The sequence below is a fragment of the Pseudodesulfovibrio sp. S3 genome, assembly GCF_004025585.1.
Taxonomy (GTDB): domain Bacteria; phylum Desulfobacterota; class Desulfovibrionia; order Desulfovibrionales; family Desulfovibrionaceae; genus Pseudodesulfovibrio.
The window spans coordinates 295724-321200 of record NZ_QTZO01000004.1 but is presented as its reverse complement, the minus strand read 5'-3'; the positions used below and the strand labels follow the sequence as shown (position 1 = coordinate 321200).

Annotated in this window: 20 protein-coding genes and 1 tRNA gene; 4 read left to right on the top strand and 17 right to left on the bottom strand. The window is 52.7% G+C overall.

Annotated features, from left to right (window positions below):
- Positions 1-246 precede the first annotated feature (246 nt).
- The 5 genes from DWB63_RS06935 to cutA all read right to left on the bottom strand — a co-directional run bounded on the left by DWB63_RS06935 (position 247) and on the right by cutA (position 4207).
- The gene (locus DWB63_RS06935; protein ID WP_128328084.1) at positions 247-897 is read right to left on the bottom strand and encodes a histidinol phosphate phosphatase domain-containing protein; all 651 of its coding nucleotides are present in this window, start codon (positions 895-897) and stop codon (positions 247-249) included.
- A 7-nt stretch (positions 898-904) separates the two neighbouring features.
- Positions 905-1399: a bifunctional nuclease family protein gene (locus DWB63_RS06930; protein WP_128328083.1), complete on the bottom strand. Its 495-nt coding sequence runs from the start codon at positions 1397-1399 to the stop codon at positions 905-907.
- Positions 1393-2742, bottom strand: a complete 1350-nt coding sequence (gene miaB, locus DWB63_RS06925; protein WP_128328082.1) for a tRNA (N6-isopentenyl adenosine(37)-C2)-methylthiotransferase MiaB — start codon at positions 2740-2742, stop codon at positions 1393-1395. Before miaB ends, DWB63_RS06930 begins: the two co-directional genes overlap by 7 nt.
- Positions 2743-2858: 116 nt before the next feature.
- Entirely contained in the window at positions 2859-3797 is a 939-nt protein-coding gene (locus tag DWB63_RS06920) for a carbohydrate kinase family protein (protein WP_128328081.1), read from the bottom strand.
- Between the two features lie 89 nt (positions 3798-3886).
- On the bottom strand, positions 3887-4207 hold the full coding sequence (cutA, locus tag DWB63_RS06915) for a divalent-cation tolerance protein CutA (protein ID WP_128328080.1): 321 nt from the start codon (positions 4205-4207) through the stop codon (positions 3887-3889).
- Between the two features lie 126 nt (positions 4208-4333).
- On the opposite strand from cutA, the gene nth reads away from it, so the two are divergent.
- Together nth and tgt are read left to right on the top strand one after the other, a co-directional pair.
- Positions 4334-4972 carry an endonuclease III gene (gene nth / locus DWB63_RS06910; RefSeq protein WP_128328079.1) on the top strand — a complete coding sequence of 213 codons (639 nt, stop codon included), beginning with the start codon at positions 4334-4336 and terminating at the stop codon, positions 4970-4972.
- Positions 4969-6087, top strand: coding sequence for a tRNA guanosine(34) transglycosylase Tgt (gene tgt / locus DWB63_RS06905; RefSeq protein WP_128328078.1), 1119 nt, complete (start codon positions 4969-4971; stop codon positions 6085-6087). The genes nth and tgt overlap by 4 nt, the downstream gene beginning before the upstream one ends.
- A 2-nt stretch (positions 6088-6089) precedes the next feature.
- Here tgt and DWB63_RS06900 read toward each other — a convergent pair whose 3' ends face one another.
- The 12 genes from DWB63_RS06900 to lysS all read right to left on the bottom strand — a co-directional run bounded on the left by DWB63_RS06900 (position 6090) and on the right by lysS (position 21617).
- On the bottom strand, positions 6090-7493 hold the full coding sequence (locus DWB63_RS06900; protein ID WP_128328077.1) for a YhjD/YihY/BrkB family envelope integrity protein: 1404 nt from the start codon (positions 7491-7493) through the stop codon (positions 6090-6092).
- A 91-nt stretch (positions 7494-7584) separates the two neighbouring features.
- Positions 7585-10743, bottom strand: coding sequence for an AsmA family protein (locus DWB63_RS06895; protein ID WP_128328076.1), 3159 nt, complete (start codon positions 10741-10743; stop codon positions 7585-7587).
- Between the two features lie 17 nt (positions 10744-10760).
- A complete protein-coding gene (locus tag DWB63_RS06890) occupies positions 10761-11624 on the bottom strand; it encodes an ARMT1-like domain-containing protein (protein ID WP_347231963.1) in 864 nt (287 codons plus the stop codon).
- Positions 11625-11782: 158 nt separating this feature from the next.
- The gene (lpxI, locus tag DWB63_RS06885) at positions 11783-12619 is read right to left on the bottom strand and encodes a UDP-2,3-diacylglucosamine diphosphatase LpxI (RefSeq protein ID WP_128328074.1); all 837 of its coding nucleotides are present in this window, start codon (positions 12617-12619) and stop codon (positions 11783-11785) included.
- Between the two features lie 14 nt (positions 12620-12633).
- Positions 12634-13443, bottom strand: a complete 810-nt coding sequence (lpxA, locus tag DWB63_RS06880) for an acyl-ACP--UDP-N-acetylglucosamine O-acyltransferase (RefSeq protein WP_128328073.1) — start codon at positions 13441-13443, stop codon at positions 12634-12636.
- Positions 13443-13901, bottom strand: coding sequence for a 3-hydroxyacyl-ACP dehydratase FabZ (gene fabZ, locus DWB63_RS06875; protein WP_128328072.1), 459 nt, complete (start codon positions 13899-13901; stop codon positions 13443-13445). The genes lpxA and fabZ overlap by 1 nt, the downstream gene beginning before the upstream one ends.
- Positions 13894-14934 carry a UDP-3-O-(3-hydroxymyristoyl)glucosamine N-acyltransferase gene (gene lpxD / locus DWB63_RS06870; RefSeq protein ID WP_128328071.1) on the bottom strand — a complete coding sequence of 347 codons (1041 nt, stop codon included), beginning with the start codon at positions 14932-14934 and terminating at the stop codon, positions 13894-13896. The genes fabZ and lpxD overlap by 8 nt, the downstream gene beginning before the upstream one ends.
- A gap of 4 nt (positions 14935-14938) precedes the next feature.
- Positions 14939-15454 carry an OmpH family outer membrane protein gene (locus DWB63_RS06865; protein ID WP_128328070.1) on the bottom strand — a complete coding sequence of 172 codons (516 nt, stop codon included), beginning with the start codon at positions 15452-15454 and terminating at the stop codon, positions 14939-14941.
- Positions 15455-15488: 34 nt separating this feature from the next.
- Positions 15489-18209, bottom strand: coding sequence for an outer membrane protein assembly factor BamA (gene bamA / locus DWB63_RS06860; protein WP_128328069.1), 2721 nt, complete (start codon positions 18207-18209; stop codon positions 15489-15491).
- The gene (locus DWB63_RS06855) at positions 18199-18882 is read right to left on the bottom strand and encodes an ABC transporter ATP-binding protein (RefSeq protein ID WP_128328068.1); all 684 of its coding nucleotides are present in this window, start codon (positions 18880-18882) and stop codon (positions 18199-18201) included. Before DWB63_RS06855 ends, bamA begins: the two co-directional genes overlap by 11 nt.
- Entirely contained in the window at positions 18875-20104 is a 1230-nt protein-coding gene (locus DWB63_RS06850) for a lipoprotein-releasing ABC transporter permease subunit (protein WP_128328067.1), read from the bottom strand. Before DWB63_RS06850 ends, DWB63_RS06855 begins: the two co-directional genes overlap by 8 nt.
- 4 nt (positions 20105-20108) lie before the next feature.
- Complete coding sequence (gene lysS, locus DWB63_RS06845) at positions 20109-21617, bottom strand: lysine--tRNA ligase (protein WP_128328066.1); 1509 nt, start codon at positions 21615-21617, stop codon at positions 20109-20111.
- A 277-nt stretch (positions 21618-21894) separates the two neighbouring features.
- Between lysS and DWB63_RS06840 the strand changes: the two genes are divergently transcribed.
- Positions 21895-21970, top strand: a tRNA-Asn gene (locus DWB63_RS06840).
- Between the two features lie 463 nt (positions 21971-22433).
- Positions 22434-25475, top strand: a complete 3042-nt coding sequence (fdnG, locus tag DWB63_RS06835; protein WP_128328065.1) for a formate dehydrogenase-N subunit alpha — start codon at positions 22434-22436, stop codon at positions 25473-25475.
- The last annotated feature ends 2 nt before the right edge of the window (positions 25476-25477 follow it).

Below are 25477 nucleotides of genomic sequence, written 5' to 3'. Positions count from 1 at the left end.
ATGATGGTCCAGCTCCACAGGGACATGCATCCCAGGAAGAGCAACACCATCTTCACGGCCAGGGTCGCTCCCATCAACAGGGTCAGGATATCGTTGTCAGGCAAAAAATTCATGGTTGCACCTATGCTGGTCTTTGGGCCAACGGCCCGCTACATATAAAGAAAGCCGGATCAACCAAAGCCACGACTCTCTGTTTCTCTTTATTCCAGACATTCAGAGTCACGAAACCGTGACAATTCATCAAAACTATTTCATGCATCGCTGAACGATCTCCCACCCGTTGGCCTCGGTGCGACGGTATTCTTCCGGAGTCAACCCGGCTCCCAAGGCAATGATCTTACGCAGATCAGCGCTGACCAGATCTCGCGGTGCGTGCGCATCGTTATTCACGACCAGCTTTGCCCCATGTTTTCTGGCCATCATGGCCACATGTCCGTTGGTATAACTGTGTCCGCCGCGGGTGGTTATTTCCAGGGCAACACCCTTTTCCACGGCCAGCTTGACCTCTTCATCGGTGATCAAGCCGGGATGAGCCAAAATATCGACCCCTGCCTCAATGGCCGCAAGGTTGGTGCCGGGAGCCACAGGCTCAACCGGCGTCTCGCCGTGCATCACGACCACCTGCGCCCCACTACTGCGGGCGCTCTGCACCATGTCTGCAATCAATGCGGGGGGCACGTGAGTCAACTCGACCCCTGCCAGGATATTGATATCGTAAAAATAGCCATGCTTCTTGACGAAACGGAGTACGTTCTCAAGGACGTGATACATGGTACTTTCGTCAGCATGGTCCGTCATACAAATGGCTTTGTACCCAATGACTTCGGCCCGACGGACAAGCTCCGCAGGAATCAATTGCCCGTCGCTGAAAACCGTATGCGTGTGCAGATCGATCATATTGTGCCTACATCTTGTATTTGGTGTCTTCTTCCGAGAGCTTATCCAACTCTTCCATCCACTTGTCGGAATCCTCGGTCCTGATGACCGTCTCGCTGTGTTCTGGGAACGGTGCTCCGGCCTCATCCATGACCGACTCGCCCACCCAGATGGGGCATTCGGCGCGCACTGCCAAAGCAATAGCGTCCGAAGGACGGCTGTCGATCCTTTTGGTTTCCTTGTCGGTGGTAACCACGATCTCGGCAAAAAACGTCCCGTTCTCGATATCGGTCACCTCTACACGATTGATGGTGCCGCCCAGGGCGGTGAGGGTGTTGAGAAGCAGATCGTGGGTCATGGGCCGAGGAAAGGGAACCTTGTTGATGGCAATGGAAATGGCCATAGCCTCCATGGCTCCAATCCAGATAGGCAGGACCATGGTGTCGGATTCATCCTTGAGGACTATGATAGGCGACTTACCGGTTTCATCCAGCGCCAACCCGAATATCTCGACCTTTACCACAGTTCGCCCATCCTCTCTCCCATAAGGGAATGCTTTTTAGCCTCCACGATCTTTACCGGGATCATCATGCCCGTCAGACCTTCAGCCTGCTCCATGGCAACGTTGACAATCCGCCCCGAAGGGTCGCGCCCTTTCCAAAAGGTATATTCACCCTCCTGCATACGACTCAACCCTTCGACAAATACATCAGTCCGTACATCCACCAAGTTCTTTAGACATTTTCTAGTAATACTATTTTGCAGGGTCTGCAAGCGCATCAATCGCTCCGCCGCTTCCACCTCTGACACCTTCGGCTCCATATTCACGGCCGCCACTCCCGGGCGATCGGAATACTTGAAGGAAAAGCTGGACTCGAACCCAACTCGTTCAACCATGTCGAGTGTCTGCTGAAAATCCTCTTCGGTTTCTCCGGGAAATCCGACGATCAGATCCGTGGTCAAAACAATATCCGGCCTGACTGCGCGCAACCCGTCCACAATGGATAGATACCGCTTCATATCATATTTTCTACGCATAGCCTTGAGGACATGATCCGACCCGGCCTGCATGGGCAGGTGCAGAGACGGGCACAGGTTCTCCAGCTCGCCAAATGCCGAAATGACTTCCGAGGCAATGTCCTTGGGATGGGACGTGGTGAAGCGAAGCCGATCCAGACCGTCAATGGAGGACACCATAGTCAGGAGATGGGCAAAACTAACGCCCACGCCGCCCTTGTCCATACCGAAGCTGTTGACGTTCTGGCCGAGGAGGTTGATCTCCCGAACGCCGCTTTCCACCAGCATCCGGCATTCGGCCAGAATGGCTTCCGGAGCCCTGGATTTCTGACGTCCACGAGTGTACGGAACAATACAATAGGAACAGAAATTATCACACCCCTGCATGATGTTGACAAAGGCCTGCCGTGTCTCCGGTATGGAGACCCGTTGTTCCTCGGGCTGCTCTCGTTCCTCGTAGATGGAAACGAAATCCAACAGGGCCATGCGCTCATCCTTGCCTTGAGCTATGCGCTCCAAGGCATTGGGTGCCCCGGCAATCCCGTCAGAACCGAAGACCAGCTTGATGAATTTGAATCTGTCGAAGAACCCCTCGCCCACTTGCTGGGCCACGCAGCCGCCCACAGCCGCAAACACGTTCTCATCCCGCTTCAGGTGCGCGGCAATGCGACCGAGTTCACTATAGACCTTTTGCTCCGGCTTATCACGGACACTGCATGTGTTGAGGATATACACCTGAGCGTCATCCTCTCCGGCCTCAACCCACCCCCTGCTTTCCAGGGCACGGGTCAACCACTGCGAATCGTGGACATTCATCTGGCACCCGAAGGTGATGATATGAAATCTCATCTATATGCTATCCCGCCCGTTCAGAGGCTGTTCATACTTTTTCAGGCCGCGGGTTTACCGCCGAGCGAGGAAATAAGCATTGTCAAGCCGGGTGTCCAGATTGTGCAGGAATTTGCTCATGCCTCCAAAGGACCGAAGGTAGCTTCATACCGCTCGGTAAATTCTTTCAAGGTAAAAACATGCTCCTGAGTGCCCTTGTGCTCAACGGCGTAGGTAGCGCACGTTGCGCCGAGCTTGCAGGCTTCAACCACAGTCTTGCCCATGGCTAAACCCTTGAGCATTCCAGCACGGAAAGCATCGCCCGCCCCAGTTGGGTCAACGACAGCTTTGGCCGGAACCACGCCGATGGAGACCTCTTCCGCGCTGCTGCAAATCTCAGCCCCCTTCTCACCCAACGTGGTGATAAGGTACGCCACGGAATCGACAATCTCGTCCTTGGACATCTCCGTGGACTTCATGACCATCTCAAGCTCGTAGTCATTGACGACCAGGATTTCGGCACCGGCAATGGCTTCTTTGAGCTGTTCACCGGACAAGGCGGGAATCTGCTGACCCGGATCGAAAATGTAAGGGATGCCATTGTCTCGATAATACTTCGGAAGATCGACCATATCATTTAAATTGCCCGGTGCAATAATGCCAAGGGCCTCGGAAGGATCAATCCGGGTCATGTCATACTGACAGGGGTACTTCATGGCTCCGGGATTGAATCCATTGATCTGGTTGTCGGACAAATCAGTCGTGATATAACAACCCGCCGTGAATTCCTGCTCAATGGTGCGGATGCCGTCAACGGAGATGCCGCACTGCTGCAACCGTTCGTCGTAAGGCCCGAAGTCCTTGCCGACCTGGCTCAGAATGGTGGATTTTTCGCCAAGAAGGGACAGGTTGTAGGCAATGTTTCCGGCTGTGCCGCCGAAACGCTCTACCAATCCGTCAACCAGAAAAGAAACGTTGAGAATATGAATTTTATCGGGAAGGATATGATTGGAAAATTTGTCAGGGAAAGTCATGATACGGTCAAATGCCAGAGAACCGGAAATGTAGATCTGCATTATTGCTCCTTGAATTGGCTGATTTGGTCACGGGAAACTACGTCCTTGCTCATGTCCCTGTCAACGTCGCATATGTCCCGAGCACCTGATCATGACGGGACGGTTTCCTTTTGCACCCAATCCAGAAAGTCCCGGTTCCCGCCCTCCACCGGAAGCGCCACGATGCACGGCACCTCGTAGCCGTGCATCGCCTTGACCGCCTCGATCAAATCGTCCACCAATTCGGTGCGCGTCTTGGCGATAAGCACGGCTTCCTCTGCGCGCTCCATTTTGCCCTGCCACCAATAAACGGATTTCATGCCGTCCAGAATGTTCACGCAGGCGGCCAGCCGACGCTCCACAAGAACGGTTCCGATATTATCTGCTTCCTGCGGCGTTTTACAGGTTATATAGATGCACGATACGGACATCATAACTCCTTTGCTGCAATTTACCCGATGATACATGGTTCGAAAATGGGCGCAAGCCGGTTTCGCCGCCATTGACACTTGAGCCGCAGAATGGCAGGTGCTAACACCTTCCGACACGGAGAGATCATGAAAAAGAAAGAACGCGCTACAGAAATACTCAATAGACTTTCCAACAGGTACCCTTCACCCAGGGCGGCCCTGACCTGGTCCACGCCTTGGGAACTGCTGGTTGCAACGGCCCTGTCCGCCCAGTGCACCGACGAGCGGGTGAACATGGTTACCCCGGCCTTCTTCGAACGGTGGCCCGACATCCGGGACGCTGCCGAGGCCGATGTGATGGAAATTGAGGAAGTGGTCCGATCCACGGGTTTTTTCCGCAACAAGGCAAGGAACATCAAGGCCGCTGCCACCCGCATCATGAACGAATACGGCGGCGAAGTCCCCAAAACCATGGCCGAACTGATCACTCTGGGCGGGGTTGCCCGCAAAACGGCCAGCATCGTGCTTTCCAATGCTTTCGGCGTGAACGAAGGCATTGCCGTGGACACCCACGTCAAACGCCTTGCCTTTCGCCTGGGACTGACCGACAAGACCGACCCCATTCGAATAGAAAAGGAACTGATGCCGCTGTTTCCTCGTCCGCAATGGGGAAACATCAATCACTACCTGGTATTCTTCGGCCGCGAGGTCTGCCCTGCGCGCAAACCCAAGTGCGGAATCTGTGAACTTGACGACATCTGTCCGAAAAAGGGAGTCGACCAATGACCAAGCCCGGTGATTTCACCATTCACGCCACTGACAACCTGGCCCGACGCGCCACCCTCAGCACGGCCCACGGCGACATTCAGACCCCCATCTTCATGCCGGTGGGCACCCAGGGTACGGTAAAAAGCCTCACCCCGCTGGATCTTGAGGAAATGAATGCCCAGATCATCCTCGGCAACACCTATCATCTCTACCTGCGCCCCGGTGACGATCTGGTGGCTCGACGCGGCGGCCTGCACAAATTCTCCAACTGGAAACGCCCCATCCTGACTGACAGCGGCGGATTTCAGGTATTCAGCCTTCAGGGCATCCGCAAACTTTCGGAGGAAGGCGTGGAGTTCCGCTCCTACATCGACGGCTCCAAGCATTTCTTCTCTCCGGAAAAGGCCATCGATATCCAGAGAAATCTCGGTTCTGACATCATGATGGTGCTCGACGAATGCGTGGGCTACGGCAACGACCGTGAGTATACGAAAAAGTCCTTGGAGATGACCACCCGCTGGGCACAGCGTTGCCGTGCACACTACCCCAAGGGGGCTGGCGACCAACTCATGTTCGGCATTGTTCAGGGCGGATTTCACAAGGATTTACGAGACAAGAGTCTGGAACAGCTCCGGGAAATCGATTTCGAAGGCTTTGCCATCGGCGGACTCTCCGTGGGCGAATCCACCGAAGAAATGTACGACATCCTGCACCACATTGCCCCGAAGATGCCGAACGACAAGCCGCGCTACCTCATGGGCGTGGGCACGCCACTGGATCTGCTCGAAGGCGTGTCCGCCGGTGTGGACATGTTCGACTGCGTCCTGCCATCCCGAAATGCACGCAACGGCACCCTTTTCACCTCGATGGGCAAGGTCAACATCAAACGCGCCGAATATGCCGAGGACGATTCCTCCCTCGACCCCAACTGCAACTGCTACACTTGCCGCAATTTCAGCAAGGCATATCTGCGGCATCTTTACCAGGCCAAGGAGTTGCTCTCATACAGGCTGAACACCTATCACAACCTCTACTTCTATCTGGATCTCATGAAACAGATCAGGCAGGCCATTGAGGACGGAACATTCAAGGCGCTCAAGGCGCACTATGAAGCGGTCTACAGCAGCAAATAGGACTATTCACCTGGCCGCAGGCAACGGCCCATACCTTCGTCTTCGGGCGCAATGCTGAGAACGGCCCCCGGGTATTGTTCGGAACATTCGAGCAACGTCAGATTCGCCTTGCTTTGAGCGGTATCCTTACCCAACTGGCCGAGTATCTTGTCCAAAAAACCGTATTTTACATCGAATTCCTCGAACACCCGCTTCTGGCCTTCAAGATTTATCGCCCGTATTATGTCCAGTACTCGAACGTTCTCCAATTCTCTTGCCGGTGCATAGACCTCGCATCCCTGCACGTCCGCCAAGATCGTGTAACCCGCTCGTTGCAGCACTGTGAACAGATCCGAAACCAGCGTGGCCGGTGCCATGAGGCCGTCGGACATCTCTTCAACGGAAGGCAAAGGCTTACCCTCGTGAAACCGCTTGGCCAGCACGATCATCATGAGTACAGCGATCTTCTGCCGCTCATAAGGAGTAGCCTGCCCAAAAAAGCGCTGCTTCACGAACGAGTTGATATTTTGCCAAGCATAGCTCACCTGAGAACCCAACAAAACAATAACCCAACTGATATAAATCCAGATGAGCAACACCGGAAGCTGGGCAAAGCTGCCGTAGATGGCATTGTACTTGGCCGCCCCGATTTGCCAGTTGATATAGAGCCATTGGGCCATCTGCCATAAAACGCCGCCCACCACGCCGCCTATGAGCGCGGCGACAAAGTCAACCCGTGTATAGGGAATGAAGGCATACATGAACATGAAAGCCAGTGATATAAGGACATAGGGCGCCACCTTCATGAACACGGACTCAAGAAAACCTATGGCTTCGACGCTGAGCAGACCCGCAACCATCTGCTGTTGCTGCAAGCTGATATTGAAACTGGAAGCCACAACAAGCACGAGGGGACAAATCAGGATCACAGGGAAGAAATCGGCCACCTTGCGCCAGGCCGACCTCCCCTTGGTCACATTCCAGATGGTGTTGAAGGCCTTTTCCGTAGTGCCGACCAAAGAGAACACGGTAAACAACAGGGTGGCCACACCGACCCATCCCAATGCCTGAACATTGGTCCGGTCAATGTATTCTATAATTTTGTCAGCCACTTCAACACGGCCGGTGGTCAACTTCAGAATGAGAGTTCGAATATACTCGTTGTTCTGCAACCCGAACCCCTTGGAAATGGAGAACGCCACAGCCAGGAACGGCACGATGGAGAGAATGGTGGTAAATGTCAGAGCCGCTGCACGAATGACCGTCTGATCCTTGACAAAGCCGAACCCGACCAAATAGAGTAGCCGCAGTGTTCCGCGCCAAAGACGGATATAAAAAGGCGTCTCTGGGGTGTTACGCACCCAGATCCCTTCCTTGAAATGCCTCTTCAACCGTGTGGAAGTCCACGCTATTCTGGCTGCACTCATATCAACTCCAAAGGACTGATCCTGTTTTTGCGGTCTGATTCTCCAGCCATATACACAGTTTCCTCATGTACAAACAAGTTGAAGACGGACTTTAGAACAGGTCTCGCAAGAATTCGAAAGACTTCTGGGGCAGACTAAGGATATTGAACACCGTATCATTGAGAATCCTGCCTGTGGGGATGTCCACCTTGGGATCTGTCAGCTTGCCCGTCAAACGAAGCGTCACGCTTGGCACCGCCACAAAATCGTTACGAATGGAAACATTGATTGAATTGGCCGGCAGACTGAAACTGCCCTCCCCGTACGCTTGCAGTACCGGCGGTGCTTCAAGCCGGAATTTATTCATGTTGAATATTCCTTTTTGAACCGTGAAGTTGGCTACAACCTTTTGAAAAGCCGTCCTATGATCTGTTCGTGAGATCGTCTGTTGGCCGATTTGTTTGCTTCTCGCATTCGAAACCTTTTGCTGAGGGGCGTCATAGCCGGTGAACTTGAAAGAACCATTGACCACTCGAAGGGATGCCAGACCAAGCAGATTTTCCAAAATGGCATCATCGGTCCCCCCCTTGCTCCGAAGATCCAGTTTGAGGTCGGTTTCACCTCGAACATATTCCCGCTCAGCCATCTCGCCCATGAGCGGGCCGACCTGCATGTTGTCCACATTCAGCAACAGATGGGTGGCGAGTTCGCTGACTTCGGCTTTCCCCTTCAAATCAGCGTTCAATGTTCCTCCATGAAGCTTCCCTTTGATGTCGGAAATAGTGATGATGCCTTCATTGGCCTTCACTATTCCGCTCAGGGACTCCGACCGAATCTTGGCCAAGGTAAAAGAATTGACCGCGATTTTCCCGTTGAGTTTAAGATAACGAAGAAACTTCAACGGCAAGTCGACCGGTTCGGATTTCGGCACCGTGCCCTCCCGCAACTCGCTCAGACTGGGCTGTTTCCTTGGCGGCAGATACCTATCCAGATCAAAGGAACCGGCGGCCAAAGAAAATGCGAGCATGGGCTGCACATATCCGGTTCCAACCACATGCCCCTTAAGCGGCATGCCGTCCAGTTCCCCCGAGAACTCGCTCAACGTGAAGCCCTGCTCATCTGCGGCAAACTGAGACTCCACGGAAACGTTCTTGAGAGCGTCAGCGTCCTTGGTGGCGATACTCTTGCCCGCCAGCAGATAGATAATTCGCTTCGGATCGGCTTGAGATATTGCAATGTTCCCTTGAGCCGTGACGTTCTTGCCGAAACCGCTCAATTTCACATTTCCGCCAACGGTTGTTTCAAGAGCCTGAATAACGGCATCCTGTATTTCCACTGTGGCCGCCTTGGAATCAAAGCCGACCGTACCGCCTGCAGTCAACCGCTTCGCCTCCTTGGGCAACAGGGATGGAGAAATATGTCCATTGACGGCCAGGCCGGAACTTTTGACATGATCACCATCAATTGCCATGGCAAACGGTCCGCTGACTGTCACATTCAAGGATTCTATATCCTTGCCTCCGCGGGTTTTCAGATTGGCGGCAAGGTTGGATTCCCAGAAAACATCACTGTTTCCGGCCACAGGACTGACCTGCACTTCCAGATCGGCCTTGGAATACTGCAACTCAAGTGACTCGCCGGCCCTTTTTGCAAAACGGGCCGCTCCCTGGTCCAGGGCAAGAGACATGGTACCGAAAAGATGACGCAAGATGAAAATCGAACGGTCTTCGGGAGGGCACTGCATTTTCGAAACCGTTGCCTTGAGCCGCAGTTTCCCTGCCCCTCCGATATCCAGGGGGGCCTGCTGCAGGAAGGTGAACCCTTGTTTTTGCGATTCGGCATCAATGCCAGCGGCCAGCGCCAAAGTCGGCACGGTACCGTCTCCGGTCGAACCGATGTTGATCTTCATGTTGCCGCCAAGGGACCCCATACCTTCCCTGATCGCTCCGGCATCCAGCGTTATCCCGTCATCAGTGGCATCGACATTCAAACGAATGTCGGAAACCAGGGTTTCCAGTATTTCGAAGCCATCAGCCCGGATCATTCCCTTGCCGCGAAAAGCCCTGAAGAACGGGAGATGGAAATCATCCCAAATAAACGGTGTTCCTGTCCTGAACAGAGGCAGATATCTATCGAAATCAATGGTATTTCCCCGAAGGGAAAAATCGAAAACCGGCTTTCGATACCCCTTGAAACCAAGTTGTCCGCGAACAGTGACGTCATCCAGAGTAAACACCAGGTTCTCGAAAAGGGCACCCTCCTCAGTCACTCGCACAAATGTGGCAAGAGCACTGCTTTTCAGGCCCTCAACATCCTTCAGGGGTAAATGAGGGGCATATCGTGTGAGCAAATCAACCGGCGAAAAGGGATGCACCGTCACATGTCCGCTGATATCCAGCCCTTTGCGCAAGTCACCGCTTTTAAGGTTGCCCTCTGCCCTGATGCCGAAAAACCGTGCCTCGAAGTCATTCAAACTCACAGTCCGCTTGTCCAGATCCAGGCCTACCTTGGCAACAATTACACCTGGGGCGACGTTTTCCGGCAAAATGCCACCGTATAATGACGCCTGGAAGTTGGTATCCTTAAAGCTCAACCCCATCCCAACTGGAACAAGACGAACCAAGCCCTTCAAAACCAGATCTGAGACGATTTCCTTATCCGCCCAGGCGAACTGGCTGCTTACGGAATACGGTACGTCTTCACCAAACCGAATGCTTCCGGTCCTGAGATCTATACCACTCAGCGTATATTCGGTTTTCTCCTTCTCGTCCTTGAGCAAGATTTCGGCACCCAATATCTCGACGCTCTGAACGAAAAATTCCCATCCGGGCAAAGGCGATGAAGCCAATCCGCTCTGAGATTCACGAACTAATACGGACTCCCAGTTGAAATGGCCTTCGGCGTTCTGCACCACCACGCCCTTGAAACCATCAACAACGATGGATTCCACTTCAATCAGCCTGGAAAAAAGCGGAATAACCCGAACCATGACACTTATATCATCAAAATGCGCTGCGATTCCCTCTCCGAACCCGGAGGCTTCATGGACATCAAGCCCACTGACTTCAAGGGCAAGTGTTGGCCATATTGCAATATCCAAATCGCCGACCAACTCGACATCCCTTTTCAGGGCGGTCTTCAGGGTATCGGTGAAAAGATCACGGAATTCAGTTGTATCGATATAATAGGAAGCCGCAAACAAGACTGCGGCTATGATCAGAATCAAGGCAACAAAGCATTCGACAAGTATGAGAGCAAAACGTCTAGCCATATGCCCCCCTCTCCCCGTCACCGGCCAGCAACATCATCGCCCGTTGTCAGGCAAAAAGCGCTCGATCCAAAAGCCAGGCCGGTCTTCCTGGCTATGCGTTCACACTTGACCTTGAAAGCGCAAAAGACTCCCGGCCATTTTCCCTCAAGAGATTCGAAATTGCCCTGCCCTTTGCTCAGAATAACATCGGCCTGTCGCATCCGCTGGATAAAATCCGGCGTGCAACGGTCCAAAACCGTACCCGGCGTATCCACTCCGCTTTCCACCACCCGGCACAAGGCTGTCATCCCAACGGCGCGAGCGTCTTCCATGGTAGCATCGTTGAGGACCGGCCTGGACCTGACGGCAAAGGTCACATCGCACCCGAATCGTTTGAGTTCTTCCACAAGAAGGGTGTCCAAAACAATCTCTCCGGTATTGTCACCCAGGATGAGCACCGAGGCCCCGCTTGAAGCTCTGATCTTGAATTCATTAATGATTTCCGGTGAGACAGAACCGACAACTTCAGCCAGTTCCTTTTCCAGATCAAATTGGATTTCCACGCCGCGATCAATATAATTACCGATTATGGCCAACTCGAGAGCCAGGGACAAAGGATCCCCGTTTTTCTGTCTTTCAGTCTCGATACGATCTTTCAAAGACGGCAACAAATTGCTGACCAAAGCGTTGGCTTCTTCCTTGTCGGCCGCATAGAGATCGGTGCATCCGGTCTTATCACGAACCAGTTCAGCCAACTGCCGGGCGATGGCCGGCGGCGGGACATTCAGGTCCAGAGTTGGAAGAAGCGCCCCCCACTCCTGAATAATTTCCTGTTGCATATCCAAATCATCAGGGCAGGCAATACACGCCTCCCTTTCCGCCATTCTAATGAAACAGGGCATGCACTCAATCGCTGTATCCATTGGCCAACCTAAGACAAAAAAGGATTCAAACAGTCAGAGGAAGCCATTACAAAACATAACTCCATGACTTCAAAGAATAATCGCACAACACATCACCCTTTGCAAGGTGTGCCGCTGTAGAGATATATTGGTGTTTATTAAGACTGGGGAGGAAAATCAGAAGTCAGACCGACCACGGCTATACCAGCCTTGTCGGCAAAATCCAGGGCCGCTTGTCGATCGAAAAAGAGGCTTTTCTCCGCCTCGACTCCAAGACAGGTAGCTTTGCCTTCTGCCATGATACTGAGAGTGTCCAGACCATGACTCGGCAAATCAACTTCCTTTTGCTGCCCAGGTTTGAAAACCTTGACCACAACACATCCTGCTCCGCCAAATTCACAACCGCGCCGGATGGTGGCGTCAGTTCCTTCAAGAGCTTCCACTGCCGCCACGATTCCCTCGCGAACGACAACGCACTGCCCGACGTCCATCCTGCCGAGTTCCTTGGCAATTCCCCAAGCGAACTTCAAATCGCCCCATTCTCGTTCGTCCGGTTCCCGACGAGTCAGGACGCCTTCGGGAGTAAGCAGGTCTGGCAGATATTCATGGGCCGGCACCACGAGCATGCCTTCCTTTTCAAACTCTCCGGCAATAACGCCCAACAAGGCTGAATCACCTTTGTTTTTCTTCCCGAGTACCAGCTTGATGGCACGCACATCCAGATGGCGGATATCCATGACCTTGGGCTTTTCGATGGTTCCGGCCATTATGACCTTATCTACATCATTGGACTTGAAGAAATTGATGAGCTGATTCAGCTTGCCGAGCTTGAGTTCTTTCCAGACATCGGCCAAAGGGGCCACATCCATGTTCGTGTGACCGGTAAAACCGGCCACCACGAGACGGTGGCCCATGGCTTTTACCCCTTGAGCCACCAGGACTGGAAATTGCTTGCCCCCGGCAATGAGACCGATGGTGGAATTGGACTGTGACATGCGAGGGGTTAAGCCTAGTCGTCGTGAGCGCAGCGCTGCTTGTGGTCAGGGGTGACGCCGTTCTTGCTTTCACGAATGAAAGCAACCAATCTTGCCACTTCCGGAACTCCCGGAATCTCCTGCTCCACCTGAACAAGACTCTGTTCCTTGGTCAAGCCAGACCGGAAGATGATTTTATAAGCCTTTTTCAACCCCTTGCAGGCTGCGGAATCAAATCCGTTGCGGCGCAAGCCTATCAGATTGGGTCCGAACAGCATTCCACGAACACCGTGGGCCAGCATGAACGGCGGAACGTCGAGTTTGTAACCGCTGGCTCCCCCCAGAAAGGAGTACTCGCCGATACGGATGAATTGCTGAACGGCCGACAATCCACTGATGATGACATTTCGTCCGACCACCACATGTCCTGCCAGCTGTACGGCATTGGCCAAAATCACATTGTCACTGACAGTACAATCGTGAGCAATATGGGAGTAGGCCATGAACATGCAATTGGAACCAATGCTCGTCTTGCCTTCACCCTGCATGGTGCCACGGTGTATGGTCACACATTCCCGGATGACATTGTTGTCGCCGATACGGGTAAAAGTCTTTTCGCCCTTGTAGGCGAGGTGCTGCGGCTCACCGCCGATGACTGCATGTGGGTGGACATGGTTGTTGACACCAAGTTCGGTATCCGCCTGAATCACACAATGTGACTCAAGATAAGTCCCATCTCCAATGCTGACATCGGCACCCACCACAACATAAGGTCCGATCTTGACATCCGTACCTAATTCAGCGGTAGGATCGATAACGGCACTCGGGTGAATACTACAAGCCATTACATATCTCCCTTATTGACAATCGCTGCAGAGAACTCTCCCTGGCAAGTGACTTGCCCATCGACTTCTGCCACACCGCGCATCTTCCAAATATTCATTTTTCGTTTTTCAAAATACACATTAAGAATCAATTGATCTCCGGGAACAACAGGTCGACGAAACTTCACTTTATTCAACCCTGTGAACAGAAAAATCTTGTCCCCCAGCGGTTCCTCAAAGGTGTTCATGACAAAAATGGCACCGGTCTGCGCAAGAGCCTCAAGCTGGAGAACGCCGGGCATGACAGGCATACCTGGAAAATGCCCCTGGAAGAATTCCTCGTTCATGGTAACATTTTTCAAAGCCTTAAGTTTTACACCAGGCTCAATGTCAAGAATCCTGTCCACCAGAAGAAATGGGTATCGATGCGGCAGCATCTCCAGTATCTCACGAATGTCGAGTGCAAACTCGTTACTCATCATTTTCTCCGGTAGCCGCCGTCAAGGCCGCCAACTCTTTTTCCAGTTTCTTAACTCTTTTAAATAAATCCGGCAGTTTGGGGGTGCACACGGCAACAGCCTTGAAATACGTTTGTGCACTCATGGCAGGGCTACCGGCCATCTTGCTCCCGGCCTCTACATCGCCCATCACACCGCTCTGCGCTGCAATCATGGCCCCATCGCCTATCTTCACATTATCCGGAATACCGGCCTGACCGGCCAGAATCACGCCATTGCCGATCACTGTGCTGCCGCCTATCCCGGTCTGACCGATGACAAGGCAATGCTCGCCGATCTCAACATTATGGCCGATTTGAACAAGGTTATCAATTTTAGTGCCCCGTTTGATCCGAGTGGTATCCAATGCGGCACGATCGATGGCCGTGTTGGAACCGACCTCGACATCATCTTCGATAACAACAGACCCGATCTGGGGAATCTTCAAATGCCCCACCGGTGTCTGGGCGTAACCATAACCGTCGCCACCCAGCACGGCTCCGGGCTGAAGGATGACATTGTTCCCAAGTGTCAGCCCACCCATGACAACGCTGTTTGGGTAGAGAATGCAGTTGTTGCCTACTACGGTCTGTTCTCCAACATACACTCCGGCAAATACCGCGGTATTTGCACCAATGACTGCTCCTTCCCCCACAAAGGCGAAAGGATACACAGTGGCTGAGGCGTCGACCTTGGCACTCGGATGGACAAAAGCGAGTTCACTGATCCCACTCAGGCACCCTTGAGGACGTGCAAACACACCAACGACCTTGGCCAAGTCCATGTATACATTGGAACTGACCAGGGCGGTCTTGACTTTGTCGGTATAAGGGCCGGATGTGAGAACACATCCGGCCTTGCTGGTTTCGAGCTGCTGCAGATACTTAGGGCTAACCAGAAAAGAAATCTCGTCAGGTCCAGCCTTATCCAGGGTGTTCACCCCGTTAATCTCCATATCTGCACCAGTAAAATCAAGCCCGAGCTTCGCAGCCAGGGCAGAGAGTTTTATGCCCATTCCACTACTTTCCTGACTGCTTCAACTTATCCAGGGCTTTGACAAGATCATCGGTAATATCAAGACCGTCCGCCATGAAGGCAAGACCAGGGGTCTGTTTGTCAAAGGCAATAGTGTACCCATGGGTAGTACAATAATCCATGACGACCTTCTCAAGCTTAAGCAGGATGGGCTTGCCCAATTCGTTCTGTTCTGCCTGTATGGCCTTCTGGTATACGGAATAATCTTCATTCCAATCACGCCCGCGACGTCTGAGATCAGTGACCTTGTCCTGCAAGGTCTTTCCTTCGAAAGCCTTGCTGTCGATCTGCGTCTTCAATTTTTCAAGATCTTCACGTTCTTTCTTGAGTTGATTGCCACGAGCATTGAACTTGGCATCAAGCTTGGCCCGCACTTCTTTACCGTATGCACTGTCCTGTATGATCTTCTGGGTATTGAAAACTGCGATCTTGGTTTCAGCAAAAGCCACTGCCTGGAACAGGAAGACAAAACAAACGGCAAACAGACATACTTTTTTCATTCTATAACTCCTTAAAGATTAATAGCGATTTGACTTAGAACTGCTGGCCCATCATCAGTTCAACCTTGTGACGGCTGCCACCGTCAAGATCATCAAGTGCATAGGCGTAGACAAAACCGACAGGCCCCACGGGGGAATACCAGTTAAGACCGGCACCGACGCTCTTGTACAATCCAAAGCTCGGTTTGGTGCCATAGCGGGTAGCGGACTCGAAGAACATCTCTCCTTCCTTCCAGGAGTTACCTGCGTCAAAGAAAGTGAGTGCCACGATACCCAACTCCTTGCTCAAGGGCCGTTTCAGTTCAATGTTCGTATAAAAGGCCTTGTCACCACCAAGAGTAGACGTTGAAGTGGAACTCTCGGTCGGAGTAATATCGTAATTGGAATAACCGCGAACCGTGCCAACGCCACCGAGTTCGAAACGTTGCGCTGCCGGGATATCCCCACCACCATAGTTTTCATGCAAATACCCAACCCAGAACTTCGAATGGAAAACCACTTGTTCCAAAACAGGTGTCCACCACTCAAAGGTTCCTGTATACTTGATGAAATCATCTGTACCTCCCAAAGGCCCACCACCAAAGGTCACTGTCAAGTTGGTCTTGGTCCCTTCAGTCGTACTTGTAAAATCATCCCGAGTGTCCCGGGTCACGATTCCCGACACTGTGGAGGACAGATGGGAGCCCTCATCTGTCTTCACTTTTTGTGAAGCGTTGGAATCGACATTCTTGATTTCATAACTTTCAAGCCCATAGTTCCATTTGAGTTTGGTATATTCACCGATGGGATAAAAGAAGTTCGTGTTAATGCCCGTGGAGTCAAGATCATACTGGTTGTACTCCAACTCCTTCTTGAATATGTTGACGCCGAATCCGAGATCGGTATCGTTTATATGTGGATTGGTGAAATAGATAACATATTTATTGGTCGAGCCTCCGATCTGCCCGTTGAAACCTGTCTCATATCCCCGGCCAAAGAGGTTCTTTTCTGAGACTTCACCACCGAAAAAGACTCCGTCATAAGTGGAATAGCCGACGCCACCGCTTATCTTTCCGGTGGATTTGTCCTTGACCTTGACTATAAGATCCATTTCCTCGGGGTTGCCGGTGGGGACAGGAGCGATGTCGACTTTCTCAAAGAAATCGAGGTGAGTCAGTCTCTGACTTGAACGCTTCAACTTCTCGCCGCTGAACTGGTCTCCGTCCGCCAAGCGCATTTCACGCATGATGACGTTATCCCTGGTGACCGTGTTCCCTTCGATAAGCACCCGTCGAATATGAACCCTCTGATGCTTGGAAATGGTATACACGACGTCGACAACCTTGGTTTCCGCATCGTCCTGTAATTTAACCCCCACATCAGCGTAGGCATAACCGTAATCGTTGTAATATGAGGTCAGCGCCGCAACGTCCTTCCTCAATATAAGACGATCGAAATACTCATCTTCTTCTTTGAGACGATCAATGTCGGTAACTTCCAGCAGCTTGGCCTGGTCATCAATGAGATCGCCCTGAAACAGGGTATTGCCCATCTTGTAGCGATCACCTTCCCAAACCTTATAAATGACGTCGATGCCATCATCCTTGATATCCACTTCAGGTTGACCGACTCTGGCAGTCAAGAACCCCTTGCTCTGATAAAATGCCATAATGGCAGAGGCGTCCCTCTCCAAAAGCTCTTCTTTCAAGACACCAGAATCATTGATCCAGGAAAACATGCCGCGCTCTTTCAATGCCAGGACTTCCTTGATGTCGTCCGGGTCCAGTTCCTTGGCCCCGTCGATGATGACATTTTCAATATAAAGCTGCGGCCCTTCATCAATAACAAAAGTCAAACGGGCGATACCGGTGCCGGCTTCCTGTATTTCATGCGTGACTTTGGCCTTGTAGTATCCTTCCTTGCGGTACATCTCACGGATGACACGGATGTCGTCGGACAAGACCTTCGGGTTGACAACGCCGCCCTTCTTGGTGGACACGGCCTCCAGGATATCTTCGGAATCGATCTCTTTGGCACCGGTCACGCCAAGGGCCTGAATACGGGGTTTTTCCTTGACGACCAAAATGACCTTCTTGCCGTCCTCGACCGAGTCAACCTTGACCGTCACATCATCAAAATACCCAAGATCATAAATATTCTTGAGGGCGGTGTTAACCGATTTGGCAGTGATCATGTCGCCTTTTTGCATCGTCATGCGCATAAGGATCACTTCCTTGTCCAGAACCTTGGTCCCTTCGACATCAATCTCGGAAACAATATCGAGCCGCAAAAGGTCCATGCGCATACGATCGACCAACGCGTCCACGGCTGGAAGCAGGTTGATCAGTCCCTCTTTGGTAACGGAGATTTTTTTGCCGGGAGTGTTGGCATAGGCATCAATCAAACGGGCGTCCAAAGTCAGGTTGTCGCCGAGCTGATTCAATGAACCGTAAACGGAAAATTCTGCGCCCGACAGGAGGGCCAGCTCTCTTGCCGACTTGGGCTCAAACTGGGTTATGCCCTTCTCTCCAACCAATCGACGAATTTCTTCAGGCTCAATAACTTTGAATCCTGCTTCACGCAGACGATCGGTCAAAAGTTCCGGCAGACTGTCCTTGAGATAACTCAAGTCGTCCCCGGCATTGACCTCAAAGGGCAATACGGCAACAGAAACATCCTGAGTGAGATCGTCAGATGCAAACACCGCTCCCGCGGACCCCAAGATGACAGTTACAATCACCCCAATCGCAAATTTGCGAACGAGATTAATGAGCATAGAGTTCTCCTGAACGCAATTCAACGCGCCGATGCATCATACCCGCAAGCTCCGGATTATGAGTAACGACAACAAAGGTCATGCCTAATTCGTTATTGAGAGAAACCAGTAATTCACTGATCTTAGTACCGTTTTCCTCGTCGAGATTGCCGGTGGGTTCATCGGCGAGCAGGACTTTAGGACGAAGCAAAATAGCCCGAGCAATAGCCGCTCGCTGCCTTTCGCCACCGGAAAGCGTCGTCACCTTATGTTCAACCCTGTGGCTAAGTCCAACCATGTCAAGCGCTTCCCTTGCAAGACGCATTCCTTCCGAACGCCCCTTGCCTGCAATAAACGCGGGCATAGCCACGTTCTCCAACGTAGAGAACTCCGGCAATAAGTGATGAAACTGAAAGACAAAACCAATCTCCCGGTTCCGCAGTTCCGCCCGTCTCCTGCTCCCCAAGGAGCCAATATTAACACCGTTCAACAATATCTCTCCGCTTGTAACATCATCAAGGGTTCCAAGCATGTGTAGAAGCGTTGTTTTGCCCGAGCCGGAAGCTCCCAGAATTGCCAAGGATTCTCCCCTGTTGATGGTCAAATCCACACTCTTGAGCACGCGAACGACCTCAGAGGGACCGTCAAACGTCTTACTCACGGCAACCAACTTGTATATAGCCTCGTTATTCATAACGCAAGGCCTCGGAGGGGCTCAGGGCTGCTGCCCGTCGAGCGGGATAAATGGTTGCCACGAAACACAACAAAAAGGCTGCTGCCCCAATCGCGAACATGTCAAATGCCTCCAACCGAACGGGAAGATAATCCACAGGATAGACATTGCTCGGCAGCTTGATGAACTGATATTTTTTCAGCAGCAGACTGACCGGCACGCCTATGAGAAAACCAAACACCGTTCCGGCCAGACCGATGAACGTCCCCTGGAGCATGAAAATATTTCGGATACTTCCACTGTCCGCCCCGATGGACATAAGTACCGCTATGTCCTTGGTTTTTTGTATTACCAGCATAACCAACGTTGTGACAATACTGAAAGACCCCACCAGGACGATCATGGCCAAAATGATAAACATGGCCGACTTCTCAAGTTCCAACGCAGCGAAAAGATTGGCATTCATCTCCTGCCAATTACGAACGTACACCGTAAAGGAAGCAACCCGCTCCCGCAGGGCTTCGGAAATATCCTTTACATTATACACATCATCCACGCTGATTTCCAAACCGGAAACCAAGTCCCCCTTGAAACCCAGGAGCTGGCGGGCAGCCGGGATGCTGACATATCCTAGGGACGAATCATATTCGAACATACCTGTCCGAAAAATGCCAGCCACCGTGAAGCGGCGGATCTTGGGAGTGAAACCTGCCGCGCTGGAACGACCGGACGGCGAAAGAAGATTCACATCGGACCCTTCAGTCAATCCGAGCCGTTTCGCCAGTTCCGAACCGATGATAATACCCGGGAAATCCCCGTTGTCTGCCAAGCGCATGATGTCGCCGCTGACCATATCCTTGGAAAGAGACAAAACCGAATCCGAAGTCGTCGGATCTATGCCCCGGAGGACAACACCCTTGACTCCCGAACGGGTGGACAACATGACTTCCGAATAGACGAAGGGCGTCACACCTATGACGCCCGGGACCTGTATCGCTTCTGCCGCCAATTTTTCGTAATCGTTGATCCCACCGCGAAGGGATGTCACCAGGATGTGGGCGTTGACGCCCAGGATCTTGTCACGCAAGTCGGTAGAAAAACCATTCATTACACCGATGACCACAATCAACGCCCCCACACCTATGGCCACGCCGCAGACGGCAAAGAGGGAGATGACGGAAATGAATGACTGCTTGCGCAGTGCGAACAGATATCTGAGTGCGATAAAGGTTTCAAATCGCATGAGCCTAACCGGCCTCCGGCCTGAGCAACGGAAACAGGATGACCTCACGGATGGACGCGCTGTCCGTCAGCAGCATGACAAGGCGATCGATGCCGATGCCCTGTCCTGCGGCGGGGGGCATACCGTACTCAAGGGCGCGGACATAGTCCTCATCCATGAAGTGGGCCTCTTCGTCGCCTGCCTCCTTTTCCTCCACCTGAATCGCAAAACGACCGCGTTGATCAACAGGATCATTGAGTTCCGAAAAGGCATTCGCCAACTCGCGCCCGGTCATGAACAGCTCAAAGCGATCAGTTATGTCGGGGTTGTTCTCGTTGCGCCGGGACAACGGAGATATATCCGTGGGATAGTGGTAGATAAAATGCGGCTGGACAAGCTTTGGCTCGACCAGGATATCAAAGAGTTTGGCCTGAAGCTTGCCGAGCTTTTCGCCCGTAACGACCTTTTCGCCCTTCTCTTTCACCAGGGCGCTACACTTGTCGTAGTCGGCATAGACCTCGGCCGGAACACCGCCGATTTTTTCCAGGGACTCATGAAAAGGCATCCGCGTCCAAGCACCGACGGACAGATCAATCTGCGCCCCCTGATACGGAACGACCGGAGAACCTGTGACCTTTTCGGCAATGCGTGAAAACATCTCCTCGGTCAGATCCATCAAATCCTCGAATGTGGCATACGCCCAGTAGAATTCGAGCATGGTGAATTCGGGATTGTGCTGTGTGGATGTGCCTTCATTGCGAAAATTCCGATTGATCTCGTAAACGCGTTCGAACCCGCCCACCAGAAGCCGCTTGAGATAAAGCTCGGGCGCGATACGCATGTACAGCTTCATGTCCAAGGCATTGTGATGCGTCTCGAACGGCTTGGCCGTTGCTCCGCCGGGGATGGCCTGCATCATGGGAGTCTCCACTTCCATGAAACCCTTTTCATCCAGGATATCACGCAATTCACGGATGATGGCAGTCCTGGCCTTGAATATTTCCTTGGTCTTCGGCGTAACGATCAGATCCACGTACCTCTGACGATACCGTGTCTCGACGTCCTTGAGCCCGTGGTACTTCTCGGGCAAAGGCCGCATGGACTTTGTCAGCAGCCGGAACTTTTGGGTCTTGATTGTCAGTTCGCCGGTCTTTGTCCTGAACAAGCAACCGGTCACACCGACGATATCGCCGATGTCCGTCTTCTTGAACAGCTGGTACGCTTCAGTGCCAAGCTCGTCCCTGGCGGCATAGACCTGAATCTTACCGCCCCGGTCCTGCATGTGAAAGAAGGTGACCTTACCGAAAGAACGATAGGAAACGACACGGCCCGCAATGGTGAACTCGAAGTCCGTTTTTTCCAAAACCTCTCCGTCGGTTCCGCCATGCTCCTTCAAGATAGCATCTATCTCGTTATCGCGTCGGAAGTCGTTAGGATAGAGGTCTATGTTTTCATCCAGAAGAAGGCACGCTTTTTCAACGCGAGTCTTGATAACGGAATTCAACTCGTCCTTGGCCTGAAGGGCCTCAAGCATGGGCAAAAACCGAGCGGCGTGAACCGACTTGGTTGCAAGCTTGATTTTCTTATTATTTTTTGTGTCTTGTCCCAATTTTTTTTCCCTGTCCCTCTGAAAGTCTAGAAAAATACGAGAGACGTTGAATGCGTAAGCCATATAACGCTTCCCGTCAAGAAAATGGACACACTATGCCCTGGCCACTACATTTTTGCATTTTCCTGAAAAAGTCCACTTTTTTTGCTTGACCGGCACAATCGATTTGTTTAAACACTCATCTCGCTTCGGCGAGAAATGTTCCCCAGTAGCTCAATTGGCAGAGCGGGTGACTGTTAATCACTAGGTTCGCGGTTCAAGTCCGTGCTGGGGAGCCAAGAGAACCAATGGGTCGCATCGAAAGATGCGACCCTTTTCTTTTGCTTTCCCCCCTACTTCCGCCAGCGCCCCTTCATTTCCAAAGATTCACACCTCGCTCAGGACGACATGCTCTCCCCCCGTGCTCCGGCCGACACCTTATGCACGGTCGACAGCCATGTATATTTCATCGCGCAATTTGAATACTTAACAACGATTTAACACTAGTTGCAAAACCTTGTTTTTCAGTATGTTAAAAATAATATGATAGATTTTATAAATCCCTATTATTTAGCAAATCTATATATAAATTGTGCCCACTCACTACCACGCATTGACACCAAAAACATCCAAAAACACCCCCCTTGCTTAAATGAACACATTGTAATCATTTGTCTTTATGATATTTTAATGAAGCTCGACAATATTTTCTCATCATGTCCGTGCAATGAGCGACACGGCAAAACACAAGGAGGCATCCTTATGCAAATGGATCGCCGTAACTTTCTTAAACTCGCAGGCACTGGAGCTGCGTGTCTCACACTCAGTCAGTTGGGGATAAACCTGACTCCCGTGCGGGCCTATGCCGGGGGACTCAAGATATCCGGCGCAAAAGAAATTCTGACTGTATGTCCTTTTTGTTCCGTAAGTTGCAATGTCATAGGCTACGTCAAAGATGGCAAGCTGGTCAGTTCCGAGGGTGACCCGGACTACCCGGTCAACGAAGGTTCATTGTGCGCCAAGGGTGCGGCAATGCTCACAATGACCACCAGCCACCATCGGCTGCAAAAGCCCTTGTACAGAGCTCCCTACAGCGACAAGTGGGAAGAGAAGGGCTGGGATTGGATGATTGAACGTATCGCCAAACGGGTCAAGGAGACCCGCGACAAGGAATTCATCCTGAACAACAAGGACGGCAAGGCCGTCAACCGCATCGAGTCCATGTTCCTGCTGGGAACTTCGCATGCTTCCAATGAAGAATGTGCACTGACCCATCAGTTCGCCCGAAGCCTCGGTATCGTCTTCATGGATCACCAGGCGCGCGTCTGCCACAGTTCTACCGTGGCCGCCCTGGGCGAATCCTTCGGCCGAGGCGCCATGACCAACCATTGGACCGACATCGCCAACGCCGACTCCATCCTTATTATGGGCAGCAATGCCGCCGAACACCATCCCATTTCCTTCAAATTCGTGCTGCGTGCCAAGGACAAAGGCGCCACCGTCATGCATGTGGACCCGAAATTCTCCCGCACATCTGCGCGGTCGGACTTCCATGTCCCGCTTCGCTCAGGCACGGACATCGCCTTCCTGGGCGGCATGATCAAGTACATCCTTGAAAACGAGCGCTTCTTCAAAGAATATGTGGTCGAATATACCAACGCCTCACTGCTGGTCGCTCCGGGTTTTGATTTCAAAGACGGCCTGTTCTCAGGCTACGATTCCGCGACCCGGACCTATGACAAATCCTCCTGGACCTACCAGATGGATGCCGACGGCAAACCCAAGCGCGACAAGACCCTTAAGGACCCGCGCTGTGTCTACCAGCTGCTCAAGAAGCACTATTCTCGCTACGATGTAAACAAGGTCTCCCAGACCACCGGCGTGGACCCCAAAATCCTGACCAAGGTCTACAAGACCTTTTCGGCCACCGGTCGACCGGACAAGGCCGGAACCGTCATGTATGCGCTGGGCTGGACACAGCACACCGTGGGCGTACAGAACATCCGCACATCGGGCATCATCCAACTCCTGTTGGGCAACATCGGCATCGCAGGCGGCGGCATCAATGCCCTGCGAGGTGAGCCTAACGTGCAGGGTTCCACGGACCACGCCATGCTCTACCATATCCTGCCCGGCTACATGGCCATGCCTGCGGCCCCATGGCAGACGCTCGCAGAGTACAACAAGGACAACACTCCGGTCAGCCATGACTCGGAATCTGCCAACTGGTGGCAGCACAAACCGGCTTACATGACCAGCCTGCTCAAAAGCTGGTTCGGCGACAAAGCCACTGCCGACAACGACTATTGCTACAACCTGCTGCCCAAGATCGAAAAGGGTCACGACTACTCCTACCTCTACCTCTTCGACCGCATGTACCGCGGCGAGATCAAGGGCGGTTTCTTCATGGGGCTCAACCCCATGAACTCCGTGGCCAACACGCACAAGGTCCGCAAGGCCATGGACGAACTCGACTGGTGCGTCTGTGCCGAGCTGCACAGCACTGAAACCACCGAAAACTGGCACCGTCCCGACGTTGATCCCAAAACGGTCAAGACCGAAATGTTCCTGCTGCCTTCGGCGCACCGAATGGAGAAATCCGGCTCGGTGACCAACTCGGGCCGCTGGGTGCTCTGGCATCACCAGTGCGTGCCGCCGCAGTTCGAAACACGCCCTTTCGGCGAAATGTACGTCCCCCTTCTCAACTCCATCCGTGAGATGTACCGCAAGGATGGCGGCACCTTTGCCGCGCCCCTGCTCAATCTCGACTGGCCCGAGAAGTACGACCCCGAAGATCTGTGCCAGCGCATCAACGGCCGCTTCACCAAAGATACGGAGGTCAAGGGAAAACTCTACAAACGCGGCCAACAGGTTCCTTCCTTCGTGGACCTCAAGGATGACGGCTCCACCTCCAGCCTGAACTGGCTCTACTGCGGCAGTTGGACCGAAGAAGACGGCAACAAGTCCCTGCGCCGCTCAGCCGAGCAGACCCCCATGCAGGCCAAGATCGGCCTGTTCCCCAACTGGTCCTGGTGCTGGCCCGTCAACAGACGAATCCTGTACAACCGCGCTTCCGTGAATCTCGACGGCAAGCCTTACAACAAGGAAAAAGCCGTCATCGAATGGAAGGACGGCAAATGGATTGGTGACGTACCCGATGGCGGATGGCCGCCTCTCTCCACGGGCAAGGGCAAACTGCCGTTCATCATGCAAACGCATGGCATGGGACATCTGTTCGGCCCCGGCCGCATGGACGGCCCATTCCCCGAGCACTACGAACCCGCCGAAACTCCGATAAACAAGAACCTGTTCTCCAAACAGCTGTCGAGCCCGGTCTACAAGTTCACCACCAGTGCACCGGATATCCTGGCCAAGCCTGCGGACCCGAACTACCCCATCGTGCTGACCACCTACAGCCTGACCGAACATTGGTGCGGCGGCGGAGAAACCCGCAACGTTGCCAACCTGCTTGAGGCTGAACCCCAGCTCTACGTTGAAATGAGCCCGGAACTGGCCAAGATCAAGGGCATTGAAAATGGCGACGGCGTAATTGTCGAATCCATCCGCGGCAAGGTCCAGGCCATTGCCATGGTCACGGTGCGCATGCGCCCGCTCAAGATCCACGGCAAGATCATCCACGAAATCGGCATGCCATACTGTTTCGGTTGGACAACGCCCGGCAGCGGAGACTCCACCAACCGACTCACCCCGTCGGTCGGAGACCCGAACACCACCATACCGGAATACAAGGCGTGCTGCGTGAACATCCGCAAAACGGATAAGCTCACAGAAATAGCACGTTAAGG

Coding starts and splice junctions, on each gene's coding strand:
- DWB63_RS06935 (WP_128328084.1), bottom strand. CDS start 897: ATGATCGATCTGCACACGCATACGGTTTTCAGCGACGGGCAATTGATT.
- miaB (WP_128328082.1), bottom strand. CDS start 2,742: ATGAGATTTCATATCATCACCTTCGGGTGCCAGATGAATGTCCACGAT.
- DWB63_RS06920 (WP_128328081.1), bottom strand. CDS start 3,797: ATGCAGATCTACATTTCCGGTTCTCTGGCATTTGACCGTATCATGACT.
- cutA (WP_128328080.1), bottom strand. CDS start 4,207: ATGTCCGTATCGTGCATCTATATAACCTGTAAAACGCCGCAGGAAGCA.
- nth (WP_128328079.1), top strand. CDS start 4,334: ATGAAAAAGAAAGAACGCGCTACAGAAATACTCAATAGACTTTCCAAC.
- tgt (WP_128328078.1), top strand. CDS start 4,969: ATGACCAAGCCCGGTGATTTCACCATTCACGCCACTGACAACCTGGCC.
- DWB63_RS06900 (WP_128328077.1), bottom strand. CDS start 7,493: ATGAGTGCAGCCAGAATAGCGTGGACTTCCACACGGTTGAAGAGGCAT.
- DWB63_RS06895 (WP_128328076.1), bottom strand. CDS start 10,743: ATGGCTAGACGTTTTGCTCTCATACTTGTCGAATGCTTTGTTGCCTTG.
- DWB63_RS06890 (WP_347231963.1), bottom strand. CDS start 11,624: ATGCCCTGTTTCATTAGAATGGCGGAAAGGGAGGCGTGTATTGCCTGC.
- lpxI (WP_128328074.1), bottom strand. CDS start 12,619: ATGTCACAGTCCAATTCCACCATCGGTCTCATTGCCGGGGGCAAGCAA.
- lpxA (WP_128328073.1), bottom strand. CDS start 13,443: ATGGCTTGTAGTATTCACCCGAGTGCCGTTATCGATCCTACCGCTGAA.
- fabZ (WP_128328072.1), bottom strand. CDS start 13,901: ATGAGTAACGAGTTTGCACTCGACATTCGTGAGATACTGGAGATGCTG.
- lpxD (WP_128328071.1), bottom strand. CDS start 14,934: ATGGGCATAAAACTCTCTGCCCTGGCTGCGAAGCTCGGGCTTGATTTT.
- DWB63_RS06865 (WP_128328070.1), bottom strand. CDS start 15,454: ATGAAAAAAGTATGTCTGTTTGCCGTTTGTTTTGTCTTCCTGTTCCAG.
- bamA (WP_128328069.1), bottom strand. CDS start 18,209: ATGCTCATTAATCTCGTTCGCAAATTTGCGATTGGGGTGATTGTAACT.
- DWB63_RS06855 (WP_128328068.1), bottom strand. CDS start 18,882: ATGAATAACGAGGCTATATACAAGTTGGTTGCCGTGAGTAAGACGTTT.
- DWB63_RS06850 (WP_128328067.1), bottom strand. CDS start 20,104: ATGCGATTTGAAACCTTTATCGCACTCAGATATCTGTTCGCACTGCGC.
- lysS (WP_128328066.1), bottom strand. CDS start 21,617: ATGCTTGAGGCCCTTCAGGCCAAGGACGAGTTGAATTCCGTTATCAAG.
- fdnG (WP_128328065.1), top strand. CDS start 22,434: ATGCAAATGGATCGCCGTAACTTTCTTAAACTCGCAGGCACTGGAGCT.